Origin of the sequence: Tepidibacillus decaturensis (assembly GCF_001561915.1) — a bacterium.
In the GTDB taxonomy this organism is placed as follows: Bacteria; Bacillota; Bacilli; order Tepidibacillales; family Tepidibacillaceae; genus Tepidibacillus_B; species Tepidibacillus_B infernus.
Genome location: NZ_LSKU01000001.1, coordinates 1,258,429 through 1,270,639, shown reverse-complemented (window position 1 = coordinate 1,270,639; position 12,211 = coordinate 1,258,429). Strand labels below are relative to the sequence as shown.

At 35.1% G+C, this 12,211-nt stretch carries 15 protein-coding genes and 1 pseudogene; all 16 read left to right on the top strand.

All coding sequences use genetic code 11. The features are described 5' to 3' along the window. Nucleotides 1-431 (top strand): PrsW family glutamic-type intramembrane protease (locus tag U473_RS06155; RefSeq protein ID WP_161937294.1); only part of this gene is annotated, 431 nt, incomplete at its 5' end. Between the two features lie 339 nt (nucleotides 432-770). Further along, nucleotides 771-1,126, top strand: a pseudogene (locus tag U473_RS06150) (cell wall hydrolase); the annotation flags it as partial. A 15-nt stretch (nucleotides 1,127-1,141) separates the two neighbouring features. Further along, nucleotides 1,142-2,479 (top strand): germination protein YpeB, encoded by a 1,338-nt coding sequence (ypeB, locus tag U473_RS06145; RefSeq protein ID WP_068724428.1) that lies wholly within the window; start codon nucleotides 1,142-1,144, stop codon nucleotides 2,477-2,479. A 69-nt stretch (nucleotides 2,480-2,548) separates the two neighbouring features. Further along, nucleotides 2,549-3,205, top strand: coding sequence for a flagellar brake protein (locus U473_RS06140; protein ID WP_068724426.1), 657 nt, complete (start codon nucleotides 2,549-2,551; stop codon nucleotides 3,203-3,205). 55 nt (nucleotides 3,206-3,260) lie between these two features. Then, the gene (locus U473_RS06135; RefSeq protein ID WP_068724423.1) at nucleotides 3,261-3,485 is read left to right on the top strand and encodes a hypothetical protein; all 225 of its coding nucleotides are present in this window, start codon (nucleotides 3,261-3,263) and stop codon (nucleotides 3,483-3,485) included. A 92-nt stretch (nucleotides 3,486-3,577) separates the two neighbouring features. Then, entirely contained in the window at nucleotides 3,578-4,258 is a 681-nt protein-coding gene (cmk, locus tag U473_RS06130; RefSeq protein WP_068724421.1) for a (d)CMP kinase, read from the top strand. A 1-nt stretch (nucleotide 4,259) separates the two neighbouring features. After that, nucleotides 4,260-4,850, top strand: coding sequence for a lysophospholipid acyltransferase family protein (locus tag U473_RS06125; protein WP_068724418.1), 591 nt, complete (start codon nucleotides 4,260-4,262; stop codon nucleotides 4,848-4,850). Beyond that, complete coding sequence (locus U473_RS06120; protein ID WP_068724416.1) at nucleotides 4,851-5,141, top strand: hypothetical protein; 291 nt, start codon at nucleotides 4,851-4,853, stop codon at nucleotides 5,139-5,141. It begins immediately after the preceding gene. Nucleotides 5,142-5,247: 106 nt separating this feature from the next. Then, the gene (gene rpsA, locus U473_RS06115; protein WP_068724414.1) at nucleotides 5,248-6,402 is read left to right on the top strand and encodes a 30S ribosomal protein S1; all 1,155 of its coding nucleotides are present in this window, start codon (nucleotides 5,248-5,250) and stop codon (nucleotides 6,400-6,402) included. Between the two features lie 14 nt (nucleotides 6,403-6,416). Further along, entirely contained in the window at nucleotides 6,417-7,469 is a 1,053-nt protein-coding gene (fni, locus tag U473_RS06110) for a type 2 isopentenyl-diphosphate Delta-isomerase (protein WP_068724412.1), read from the top strand. 77 nt (nucleotides 7,470-7,546) lie between these two features. Continuing rightward, nucleotides 7,547-8,167 carry a YphA family membrane protein gene (locus U473_RS06105; protein WP_068724410.1) on the top strand — a complete coding sequence of 207 codons (621 nt, stop codon included), beginning with the start codon at nucleotides 7,547-7,549 and terminating at the stop codon, nucleotides 8,165-8,167. Nucleotides 8,168-8,174: 7 nt separating this feature from the next. Further along, complete coding sequence (locus U473_RS06100) at nucleotides 8,175-9,056, top strand: YIEGIA family protein (protein ID WP_068724407.1); 882 nt, start codon at nucleotides 8,175-8,177, stop codon at nucleotides 9,054-9,056. Between the two features lie 10 nt (nucleotides 9,057-9,066). Beyond that, complete coding sequence (locus U473_RS06095) at nucleotides 9,067-9,261, top strand: capping complex subunit for YIEGIA (protein WP_068724405.1); 195 nt, start codon at nucleotides 9,067-9,069, stop codon at nucleotides 9,259-9,261. A gap of 93 nt (nucleotides 9,262-9,354) precedes the next feature. Continuing rightward, nucleotides 9,355-10,677, top strand: coding sequence for a ribosome biogenesis GTPase Der (gene der / locus U473_RS06090; RefSeq protein WP_068724403.1), 1,323 nt, complete (start codon nucleotides 9,355-9,357; stop codon nucleotides 10,675-10,677). A 21-nt stretch (nucleotides 10,678-10,698) separates the two neighbouring features. Then, nucleotides 10,699-11,742, top strand: coding sequence for an NAD(P)H-dependent glycerol-3-phosphate dehydrogenase (locus tag U473_RS06085; protein ID WP_068724402.1), 1,044 nt, complete (start codon nucleotides 10,699-10,701; stop codon nucleotides 11,740-11,742). A 17-nt stretch (nucleotides 11,743-11,759) separates the two neighbouring features. Continuing rightward, the gene (locus U473_RS06080) at nucleotides 11,760-12,110 is read left to right on the top strand and encodes a 2Fe-2S iron-sulfur cluster-binding protein (RefSeq protein ID WP_068724399.1); all 351 of its coding nucleotides are present in this window, start codon (nucleotides 11,760-11,762) and stop codon (nucleotides 12,108-12,110) included. Nucleotides 12,111-12,211 lie beyond the last annotated feature (101 nt).

The following is a 12,211-nucleotide window of genomic DNA, read 5'->3' as shown; positions in this document are numbered from 1 at the left end:
TTTTTAAACATGTTGAATTTAATGAACCTTATGATGGGGTGGTCTATTCTGTTGCTGTCTCAATTGGATTTGCAACGCTTGAGAACTTAGGGTATTTGTTTTTTCATTCTAGTCAACCAGCTATGATTTTATTAAGAGGTCTATTACCTGTTTCAGGCCATGCTCTTTTTGCCATTATGATGGGATATTTTTTGGGAAAAGCTAAATTTTCATGCATCCATTATAAAAAGATATTTCTGTTCTTATCATGGATCATTCCAATGATTGCTCATGCAACCTACAATTTTATTTTAGAACAAAAGATGATGGATTGGGTATATCTGATGCTACCATTTTTAACTTTTTTGTGGTGGTATGGGTTAAAGAAAATAAAAATAGCAACAAAATTATCACCTTTTCACGAAAGTGAACCCCCTGAAGTAAATTACTGAAAAAAGTGGTTAAAATGGAACTAGGGGGTGAATGATTTGACACGAGTTAAGGTAATCATTCGTTGTAACCAATGTGGTGAAAAGTTTTTTTAAGAGGAAGAATGGATCAGCATTTAAGACTCTTTCCAAAAAAGGAAAGGGTCTTTCTTTATTCTTCAGGTTGTTACCTTATTGCATAGTATGGAGCATTTAAACTCAAACTAGAAATAGGAGGCGGATCTCATGATGAAAAAAGTTGTTCGTTATTGCCTATTGTTCAGTTTATTATTTTTCATCCTCACTTTTATTTTTAATCCAATAGCCCCTGATGAGAATGATGTAAAAGCACAGCGAACCACATTATCTGCTAATGATATGAAATTGATGGCGAATGCTGTTTATGGCGAATCAAGAGGAGAACCATATGTTGGTCAAGTTGCTGTTGCGGCAGTTATCTTAAACCGCGTTAAAAGCTCCTCTTTTCCAGACACTGTTTCCGGTGTTATTTTTGAACCGGGAGCTTTTACTGCTGTTGCAGATGGACAAATCTATTTAACTCCTAATAAACAAGCGGAAAAGGCTGTAAAGGATGCTTTAAGTGGTTGGGATCCAACAGATGGATGTGAATATTACTTTAACCCACAAACAGCCACTTCAAAATGGATTTGGTCAAGGCCACAAGTAAAAAAATTGGCAAACATATTTTTTGTCGATGAAGGAGTGAAAATGAAATGTATAAGGGTATAACAGGTATTTTAATCCCTGTATTAGTCATTGCTGTAATTGGAGCAGGTTTTTGGGGTTATCAAGAAAATCAAGAGAAAAACTCAATTTTGATTAAAGCAGAAAATCAGTATCAACGGGCATTTCATGATCTAAATTTTCATATTGATGCCTTACATGATGAATTAGGTAAAACATTAGCCGTTAATTCCCGTAGACAGTTATCCCCTTCATTAGCGAATGTTTGGAGGTTAGCCTATTCTGCTCAATCTGATGTAGGTCAGTTGCCATTAACATTGATGCCATTTAGTAAAACAGAAGAATTCTTAGCAAAAATCGGGGATTTCTCCTATCGTATTGCAATAAGAGATTTGGGAAAAGAACCTTTAACTGATCAGGAATATAAGACATTAAAAACCTTGTACGAGAGATCTAAAGAAATACGAAACGAACTAAATCATGTGCAAACAGAAGTCATCGATAAACAATTACGATGGATGGATGTTGAAATTGCTTTGGCAGAAGAAGACAAAAAGATGGACAACACGATTATTGATGGATTTAAAACAATCGACAAAAAAGTACAGGAATTCCCCGAATTAGATTGGGGTCCAGAAATGATGAGTTTAGAAAAGAAAAATAAAGAGAAAGGAAAAAACTTAAAAGGACGTTTGATTACTGCTGAAGAAGCAAAGAAAAAGGCTGCCGAATTTATGAAAGTACCTGTTTCAGATCAAATAAAAGTGGATAAAACGGGAAAAGGATCTAATTTTGAAGCCTTTAGCGTACAAATAAAAGGAAAGAATATAGTTAATTTGGACGTTACTAAAGTGGGTGGCCACATAGTCTGGATGATCATAAATCGGGAGATCGATGGCAAAAAAATCTCATTAGAACAAGCGACAGAAAAAGCAAATGCTTTTTTACAAAAACGTGGTTATACCTCAATGGTACCAACTACGATTGATCAGTATGATAATAGCTTAATTTTTACATATGCTTACAAACAAAATGGTGTGGTTGTTTATCCTGATATGCTAAGTGTCAAGGTCGCTTTAGATAATGGGGAGATTATCGGTTTTGAATCCACAGGTTATACCTTTAATCATAAAAAGAGAGTAATTCCATCACCAACTATTACAAAAGAAACAGTCCAAACAAAAGTAAACCCCCATTTGAAAATTTTCTCTATCCGTCCTGCATTGATTGAAAACAGTGATGGAAAAGAAGTACTCACCTATGAGGTAACAGGGGATTTTGACAAAGTTACCTACAGAATTTATATCAATGCGCAAAATGGTGAAGAAGAAGTAGTTGAAAAAGTAGAGGAAGATATAGTAAGTTAAAAGAAAGACGATTATGAACAGGAGGATTAAAATGCCTCCTGTTTTTACAACATATAAGGGGAGAGGCCTTTGTTACCTAGTATTAATCAAGTCGTAAAAATAAATATTGGTCATGAACATCAATTTTCTTTAAAATCAAGAATTGCTGAAGTTTCTGAAAATGAAATAAGTATTGAGGTGCCAATCAATGAAGAAACTGGTAAACTCGAATTGATACCGGTTGGCCAAAAAGTAAAAGTATGGTATATGTCTAATGTCCATGGGCAATTCTCTTTTGATACTATTGTTGTGGGGAGAAAACAAGAACAGATCCCTCTATTGATATTAACTAAGCCAGTGGTATCTAAGATTCATCGAGTGCAAAGGAGAAACTTTCTAAGAGTTCCAGTTCATGTGGAAACAGCATTTAAGCCATTAGATAAACAGGATTGGACAGTAGTTCAAACGTTGGATCTCAGTGGTGGGGGCATGCAAGTTGTATTACCTTTCCCGAAAAAAGTAATGACTGGAGAAATGATCGAAGGTTGGATTGTGTTGCCGTTTAAAAATGGAACGATTGAGCATATCTCTTATATAGGAGAAATTATAAGATCAGAAATTCCCAATCAAAAAACAAACGTAACTTGGGTTTCTATTTCATTTACAACAATCAATGAAACAATGAGGTCAAAAATCATCCGGTTTTGTTATGAAAGACAAGTAGAACTAAGGGAAAAAGGTTTATAAAAGAAGAGTATATCTTGTCTATCCTTTGTTAAGGATAGTTAACGGAGGGATGATGATGATAAAAACCCGTTACCGTCCTTATGAGGAAAAGTTTATCTTATTTTCTGATTATGTAGAAAAGACGATCAAAAAAATATTTATCTTAGTGCTTATTCTCCTCATTGGTATTCAATTTCTTTTGTGCTTTGAATCGTTTCGCAAAGAATTTATTCCAGTGGAAAAAATGGAAGGATCAGCTTCTAAATTCCATCATACAATTGATTATATTGGAAGAATATGATAAGATTTTTATGAACATATTGTTCAACAGGCACCGGCCTGTTTTTTTTATGATATAGAAAGTTGTGACCCTACATATTTTGGAGGATTAGAATGAAAAAAATAAGTATTGCCATTGATGGACCTGCAGGAGCGGGAAAAAGTACCGTTGCAAAAAAGGTTGCTAATGAATTGGGATTTTTATATATTGATACTGGAGCGATGTATAGGGCACTGACCTTAAAAGCGATAAATGAAAATATAGACCTTCATGATGAAGATCAATTAAACAAATGTCTTCTTCGTAACCCTATTCAATTTGAAATTGATCAACACATACAAAGGGTAAAAATTGGGACAACAGATGTAACAGAGGCAATTAGAACACCAGAGATTACTAAACAGGTCTCATTGGTTGCTTCTCATGCTAAAGTGAGGGAAACAATGGTTGAACTTCAACGTAGATTAGCAAAAGAAGGTTCTGTTGTCATGGATGGAAGAGATATTGGAACCAATGTATTACCAAATGCAGAGTTAAAAATATTTTTGACAGCCTCAATTGAAGAACGAGCACATAGAAGGTACTTAGAAATGACAAAAAACGGTTACGAAATAAAGTTGGAGCAGATCGTCGAGGAAATTGAATTGCGGGATAAAAAAGACCAAGAAAGGACCGTTGCACCTTTAAAACAAGCAAAAGACGCTATTTTGATTGATACTTCTCAACTTTCCATTGAACAGGTGGTAGATGTAATTTTAAGTCTAGCTAGAGAAAGAATGAGAGGAGAGAACTAAAATGTCACTCTATACTTTTGCTAGAGTATTAATCAAAGGATACTTGAAAACTTTTTACAAACTAAAAGTGTATGGAGTTAAAAATATTCCAAAAGAGGGTCCTCTTATCTTGATTTCAAACCACATTAGTAATTTTGATCCAGTAGTGATCGCTTGTTCAGTAAATAGGAAAGTTCATTTTATGGCAAAAAAGGAATTGTTCGACATCCCTATTTTGGGTTCCTTTTTAAAAAAAGTGGGTCAATTTCCTATCAATAGAGGAGGAAGTGATCGTAAGGCGATTAAAACAGCATTAGACCTCCTTAAGGAGCAAGAAGTTCTAGGCATTTTCCCTGAAGGGACGCGTAGCAAAGATAAAGAATTAAAGCCTGGGTTACCTGGTGCTGCCTTATTTGCTTTAAAGTCAGATGTAAAAGTGATTCCGATTGGGATCGATTCAAGTTATAAGTGGTTTCAGCCGATTATCGTGAATATAGGTAATCCTATTCAGTTAGATTCTTTTAAAAAAGAGAAGGTTTCATCTGAGGATTTAACAGAAACGATGACTTTTATGATGGCTCAAATTAAGAAACAACTAGAGGAAATAAAATAAATGAATTTTTTTTATTACAGTATGATTTATTTAAGTTTAATGATCTTCATATTAAACCTTAGTCGAATCATTGCAAAACGTTGTATATTAAAAGGTTATCAACTTGAAGAGATTAAAAAGATTGTATGGAATGTTTTAAATAGCTTCATAATAAATTTAACAATGATCATGATACTTTTTATCCTTTATGAAATGAATGTCCTTTCAATAGACCGATTGCTTTGGCTTGGAGCAATTATTTTATTTATTATTTTCTTAACGATTTTCTATCTCTTTACCAAGTTGAAATAGTTTTTATGCCCAACCGTATTCCACCTGATAAAGGTCGGCTTTATCGTTAGGGTATGATTATAAGTTTTTTGAAGTGTTTTGTTACTTTAAGGAGGGAATTGTAATTATGGTTGAGGAAATGAATTCAGAAATGACAAACGTAATGTCTTTAAAAGAAGGAGATATTGTAAAAGGAACCATAGCAAAAATTGAAGAAAAGGAAGCATTAGTCAATATAGGCTACAAATATGATGGCATTCTTCCTATAGGCGAAATTGCAAATGTACATATTGAAAAAATAACCGATGTTTTGAAAGTTGGCGATCAAGTAGAATGCAAAGTCCTTCGTGTCAACGATGGAAAGGAACAGGTACTCCTTTCCAAAAAGGTGATCGACCGTGAAAAAGCTTGGGATACATTACAACATAAGCTAAGCACAGGTGAAGTTTTTGAAGTTAAGGTAGCAGATGTTGTTAAAGGTGGTTTGGTTGTTGATGTTGGAGTACGCGGGTTTGTACCAGCTTCAATGGTAGAAAGACATTTTGTTGAAGATTTTGCTGATTATAAAGGAAAAACTTTACGTGTTAAGGTTGTTGAAATTGACCAAGATAAAAATAAAGTGATTTTATCTCAACGAGCTGTTTTAGATGAGGAATTCAATAAGAAACAAAAAGAACTAGTTGCACAAATTAAAGTAGGGGACATTTTATTAGGTACTGTTCAAAGACTTACTAACTTTGGCGCGTTTATCGATTTAGGTAGGGTTGATGGTTTAGTTCATGTATCTGAAATTTCATGGAATCGAATTGGCAAACCTGTTGATGTATTAAAAGAAGGAGATAAAGTCAATGTTAAAGTACTACGAGTTGATCCAGAGACAAAACGGATTAGTCTAAGCATCAAAGAAACTATGCAAAATCCTATTCATCTAGCAATCGAGAATTTAAAAATTGGTGAAATCTATACGGGGATTGTAAAAAGGCTAGTTAGCTTTGGTGCTTTTGTAGAAATTCAACCTAATGTAGAAGGCCTGGTTCATATCTCTCAAATTTCGCATCAGCATATTGGCCAACCAAGTGAAGTTCTTAAAATCGGTCAAGAAGTAAAAGTGAAAGTATTAGATGTTGATCCTTCCTCTGAACGCATTAGTTTAAGTATTCGTGAAGCAGAAGAACAAGAGGTAGAAAAAGAAGTAAAGGAAAATCACCTCATTCAGGAACAACATAATACTGGTTTCACTTTAGCAGATATTCTAGGTGACAAATTAAAAAAATTAAAATAAAGTGAGGAAACGACATGAGTCGAGCTTCTAGAAAGCTTGAACATTTAAAATATGCCATTGAGACTGGTCAAACGGGTGTTCAAGGCTTTGAAAATGTTCATTTTGTCCATCAAGCTTTACCAGAAGTTGCTCTATCCCAAACCTCGATTGCTACTTCTATCGGCGGACTTCAATTGAGTTCGCCGATTATTATTAACGCGATGACGGGTGGAGCTTATGAAACGGTTAAAATAAATCAACATTTAGCCGCACTAGCGAATGAGCTGAATTTGGTAATGGCGGTTGGTTCGCAGATGTCTGCTATTAAAAACAAAGAGTATCGTTCTACCTATCAGATTGTACGTGGTAACAATCCAAAAGGGATCATTTTTGCCAATCTTGGTGCAGATGCAACGCCGGAACAAGCTAACGAAGCGATTGAAATGATCGAAGCAGATGGAATCCAAATACATATAAATGTAATACAAGAACTTACCATGCCTGAAGGTGATCGAGACTTTACAGGAATATTGGATCGATTACAGGCAATTAAAGAGTCTGTAAAAATCCCTTTCATTGTTAAAGAGGTAGGATTTGGAATGTCCAAAGAGGTAGTTTTTCAACTAGTGAAACGAGGGATAAAGATTATTGATGTGGGTGGAAGGGGAGGAACAAACTTTGCCTTGATTGAAAATAAGAGGCGGTTAGACCCATATCCCTTCTTCAATGATTGGGGAATACATACAGCTACAAGTATTCTTGAAGCTACAACGGTAAACAAGACAGAAATCATAGCTACAGGAGGTATCCAGAATAGTTTACATATTGCAAAGGCAATAGGTTTAGGTGCTAATGCTGTAGGAATGTCTGGAATGATTTTAAGAAAGTTAGTAAATGAAGGATTTAAACAAACATTAGGATATGTAAATCAACTTCACCACGAAATAAAATTGATCATGACAAGCTTAGGCGCAGTAGAATTGTTAGATTTGCAAAAAAAACCAATGGTTATTCTAGGGGAAACAAAAGATTGGTGTGAACTAAGAGGTATTCCAATAAATGAACTTGCAAGAAGAGAGTTTCTTTAACCCATTATGTTAGTAATGGGTTTTTTTATGCCAAAAAAAGAAATACTACATAATAGTGACAAAAGGAGGTAAAGAGTATGAATGATGGTGTATTAACAAATCTTATTCTATTAATTATGATCATCTTAGTTTCAACAGGATGGTTCCAATCCATTGTATCAGAGATAGGAAAAGGAAAAGTAATCTTCATCTTCTTGGCGATTTTTATTCTATCAATGATTGAACTTCCTTTTAATTATCAATGGAAAGTGAATATGGGAGGTTTTATCGTACCAATGGTTTTTTATTTTTATTTTTGGATAAAAGGGGATAAAGCAGATAAACCTTATTTATTTGCTGCTACCACATTATTAGGTGCAATCTATTTCTTGTTCAAAGAATTAATTCGCCTAGATCCGATTCTCATGCTTTGGAATGAGCAAATAGAAATTACATTTTTTTTAGTTATGATTGTACTCTTTGTATCCAATAAATTAGTAGTGCGTCTTGCATTACTAATAGGTGGGTTACTTTTAGGAGAAATATTTTATTCCTTTCACCATAGAACTCATTTTCCTCAGATTATACTTGGGAATGCTTTACAACGGGATATTTTATGGCTCTCTTTGATACAGCTCTATTTCTTTCAACATTTAATGATTTTGGTCAAAAATTGGGTTAAGGATAAACAACTGATTAAATACTTACGAATCAGGTGATTAAAATATGCTAAACAATAATATGATTGCTGTCATATTAGGTGTGATTATAGGTTTTCTAAATCGATTGTTAATGCTTAAGACCGATTATCGTCAATATCCAACACATACCCATGGCAGAATCATTCACCTTTCACTAGGTTTTATAGCTGCAGGCTTAGGAGCAGTAGCGGTACCTTCATTATTAAAAGAAAATTATACGGCAATAACCTTTTTAGGGTTGGCAGCCCAACAATTCCGTGATGTTCGGAATATGGAAAGACAAACGTTAACAACATTAGATAGTTTGGAATTGGTTCCACGTGGAGTCACATATATTGAAGGCATTGCAATGGTGTTTGAAGGAAGAAATTACTTAGTTATATTTACCTCCTTTTTTGTTTCCTTAATTTCAATATTAATGGATTGGAAATGGGGCATTCTCGCGGGAATCATAACTTTATTTGTTAGTAAAAAATACATGTCAGGTAGTAGCATAAAAGAACTTGCTGAGGTTGTAGAAGGAAAAGTAATTGTCAATGGGCCTCATCTATATGTAGATGATATTTATATTATGAATATTGGCTTAAAAGACAATCAAGACCGAATTCTTGAACATGGGGTTGGCATTATCTTAAAGCCTAAAGATCAAAACAGTATCGTTACGATTGCAAATTTAGGGCAAAGACAAGCGATACTCCATAATTTAGCCACAATAATGGGTGTATATCGTGATTCAGGCGAACCAGCCTTGGTTCCATTGGCTAAACGTGATTTAAATGATGGAAGATTGGGCGTATTTTTCTTACCTCAGATCAAGGATATTCAAAAGGCAATTGAGGTGGTTAAACAGACACCCGTATTGGAAAATGCCGTAAGATTACCTTCTGAATCAGAAGTAAACGAATAGGAGGAGAAAAATGGGAACTACAATTGAACAATATATCCTAGCTGTTGTCACTCTACATAAAGATAAAGTGTTAAGTGGTGGTGTTCCTATCTTTATTGCTAATAATGAAAAGGAATTACAGAGAACCGCCTTTTTGCTAGAAAAAATCCTTGATGGAATAGCTCATGATTTAGAAAATGGCTCTCTAATCATTGTAAGACATTAGTTTATCCTATTGATTGATGGAATAATTTGTTTATAATAGTATAGACGCATTTAAAATCTAATTGGGTAATTTGTATGGAAAGGTTGAAGTTTAATGTCTAAACCTGTCATTGCAATCGTAGGTAGACCAAATGTTGGAAAGTCAACGATATTTAACCGTTTAGCTGGAGAACGAATTGCTATTGTTGAAGATAAACCAGGTGTTACTCGTGATCGAATTTATAGCACCGGTGAATGGTTGACCCACTCTTTTCATCTCATTGATACAGGTGGTATCGAAATTGATGTTGAGAATGAAATCCTCATGCTGATTCGACAACAAGCAGAGCTTGCGATCGATGAGGCAGATGTGATCATCTTTATGGTTGATGGAAAGGTAGGTTTAACAGAACAAGATAAGGAGATTGCAAATATTTTACATCGATCCAAAAAACCAGTTGTTGTCGCAGTAAACAAGATCGATAACATTAAAATGCAGCAAGAAATCTATGATTTTTATGCTTTAGGGTTTGGCGATCCATATCCTATTTCGGGAGCACATGGAACAGGTCTTGGTGATCTATTAGATGAGGTTGTGTCCCATTTTCCAGATGAAGAAGAGGAAAACTATGATGATGATGTGATTCGTGTAGCTCTAATCGGGCGTCCTAATGTAGGTAAATCCTCATTAGTGAACGCCATATTAGGAGAAGAAAGAGTTATCGTAAGTAATGTAGCTGGAACGACTCGGGATGCAGTCGATACATTGTTCTCAACAGATGAACAAGATTATGTTTTAGTGGATACAGCGGGAATGAGAAAAAAAGGAAAGGTCTATGAAACAACCGAAAAATACAGTGTATTACGTGCTCTAAAAGCAATTGAAAATGCGGATGTTGTATTAGTAGTGATTGACGGTCATTCTGGTGTTATTGAACAAGACAAAAGAATAGCTGGCTATGCACATGAAGCTGGTAAAGCCTCCATATTTGTAGTAAACAAATGGGATATTGTAGAGAAAGATGACAAGACGATGCATCAATTTGCACAAAAGATTCGAGATCACTTCCTATTTATGTCTTATGCTCCAATTGTTTTTGTTTCAGCTAAAACAAAACAAAGGGTGAATCAAATTTTGCCTATGGTTAATGAAGTGGCTGAATCACATGCAATGAGAGTCCAAACACCTGTCTTAAACGATATTATTTCTGATGCAGTAGCTATCAATCCACCTCCATCAGACAAAGGTAAAAGATTGAAAATCAAATACGCTACACAAGTTGCGGTAAAACCACCAACTTTTGTCCTTTTCGTTAACGATCCTGAACTTATGCACTTCTCTTATGAAAGGTATTTGGAAAACAAAATCAGAGATTCTTTTCACTTTGAAGGTACACCGATTCGAATCCTGGTTAGGAAAAAGAATGAAGAGGATTAAAAAAGAGGAGGAATAACAAAAATGGCGAATATGTCGATCGCTGTGATCGGAGCCGGTAGTTGGGGCACGGCACTTTCCATCGTACTCGCAAACAATGGTTTTGCCGTTGATTTATTAGCTAGAACCGATAAACATAAAGACGAGATCAACTACAATCATACGAATCATAAATACTTACCAGAAATCAAACTTCCAGATACGATCCTAGCCCATGCTGATGTTAAAGAAGCACTTAAAGGCAAAAAATATATTGTTCTCGTCGTACCTTCTCATGCTATGCGTGATACTGCAAAAATGGTTAAACCATATATTTCCGATCAAACAGTTCTCATTCATGCAACAAAAGGGTTAGATCAAGGGACATATCAACGAATGAGTGAAGTGATACATGAAGAACTTCCTGGTTTACCATCAGATCAGATCCTTGTTTTATCAGGTCCAAGCCATGCTGAAGAGGTAAGTCGTCTTTTGCCGACGACAGTTGTAGTAGCTGGTCGTAACATTTCTGTTGCTGAAGAGGTACAGGATTTATTCATCAATTCAAATTTTCGTGTATACACTAATCCAGATATTATTGGCGTCGAAATTGCTGGAGCACTAAAAAATATTATTGCCTTAGGCGCTGGCCTATCCGATGGTCTAGAATTTGGGGACAATGCAAAGGCTGCTTTACTAACCAGAGGACTTGCGGAAATTGCACGATTAGGTATAGAATTAGGAGCAAATCCACTAACATTTTCAGGTTTAGCAGGCGTAGGTGATTTGGTAGTCACCTGTACAAGTCAACATAGCCGCAATTGGCGAGCTGGATATATGCTTGGAAAGGGTCAAAACTTAGATGCTATACTTAAGCAAATGGGAATGGTGGTAGAAGGTGTCAAAACAACGAAAGCTGCCTTTTACTTATCACAAAAATATCAAATTCAAATGCCGATTACAAATGAATTATTTAAGGTACTTTTTGAAAACAAAAGCCCCAAAATAGCTGTCGAAGATCTTATGGGGCGTGTAAGAACACATGAGATGGAAGAAGTTGCTTTATCAGAAGTTTTTAAAAGATCATGAGAGGGTGAACATCAACATTGTCGGAAACTATACTATTTCTCCCAGATCAAAAAAAATTTGAAGTGAAACCAGGTACAACGATATTACAAGCAGCTTTAAAGTCGGGGATTCATCTAGGACATAAGTGTGGTGGAAGAGGAGCTTGTTTGACCTGTAAAGTAAAAATAGATGACAACTCTGCAGTATCTCAGCCCACCAAAAGCGAGTTACAAAAATTAGGGAAAAATTTAATAAAAGCCGGAACAAGATTAGGTTGTCAAACAAAAGTACTAAAGAGATTAAAAGTCGAAGTTCCTGAAGAACCTTTAAAGGCAGCCATTCGAAAGCAATTGGCCAAACAAAAGAATGAGAGTATCTGGGATGATTAAAAGAACGATAAAAAATCGTTCTTTTTTTATGTTTAACATCATAAATTTTAGTATTTGATTAAGAATTTGCTAAGGAAAATTTTTTATTAGCAAACTGATGA

Excerpts from the sequence above, each read along its gene's own strand:
- ypeB (WP_068724428.1), top strand. The coding sequence starts at position 1,142 with ATGTATAAGGGTATAACAGGTATTTTAATCCCTGTATTAGTCATTGCT.
- U473_RS06135 (WP_068724423.1), top strand. The coding sequence starts at position 3,261 with ATGATAAAAACCCGTTACCGTCCTTATGAGGAAAAGTTTATCTTATTT.
- cmk (WP_068724421.1), top strand. The coding sequence starts at position 3,578 with ATGAAAAAAATAAGTATTGCCATTGATGGACCTGCAGGAGCGGGAAAA.
- U473_RS06125 (WP_068724418.1), top strand. The coding sequence starts at position 4,260 with ATGTCACTCTATACTTTTGCTAGAGTATTAATCAAAGGATACTTGAAA.
- U473_RS06120 (WP_068724416.1), top strand. The coding sequence starts at position 4,851 with ATGAATTTTTTTTATTACAGTATGATTTATTTAAGTTTAATGATCTTC.
- rpsA (WP_068724414.1), top strand. The coding sequence starts at position 5,248 with ATGGTTGAGGAAATGAATTCAGAAATGACAAACGTAATGTCTTTAAAA.
- fni (WP_068724412.1), top strand. The coding sequence starts at position 6,417 with ATGAGTCGAGCTTCTAGAAAGCTTGAACATTTAAAATATGCCATTGAG.
- U473_RS06105 (WP_068724410.1), top strand. The coding sequence starts at position 7,547 with ATGAATGATGGTGTATTAACAAATCTTATTCTATTAATTATGATCATC.
- U473_RS06100 (WP_068724407.1), top strand. The coding sequence starts at position 8,175 with ATGCTAAACAATAATATGATTGCTGTCATATTAGGTGTGATTATAGGT.
- U473_RS06095 (WP_068724405.1), top strand. The coding sequence starts at position 9,067 with ATGGGAACTACAATTGAACAATATATCCTAGCTGTTGTCACTCTACAT.
- der (WP_068724403.1), top strand. The coding sequence starts at position 9,355 with ATGTCTAAACCTGTCATTGCAATCGTAGGTAGACCAAATGTTGGAAAG.
- U473_RS06085 (WP_068724402.1), top strand. The coding sequence starts at position 10,699 with ATGGCGAATATGTCGATCGCTGTGATCGGAGCCGGTAGTTGGGGCACG.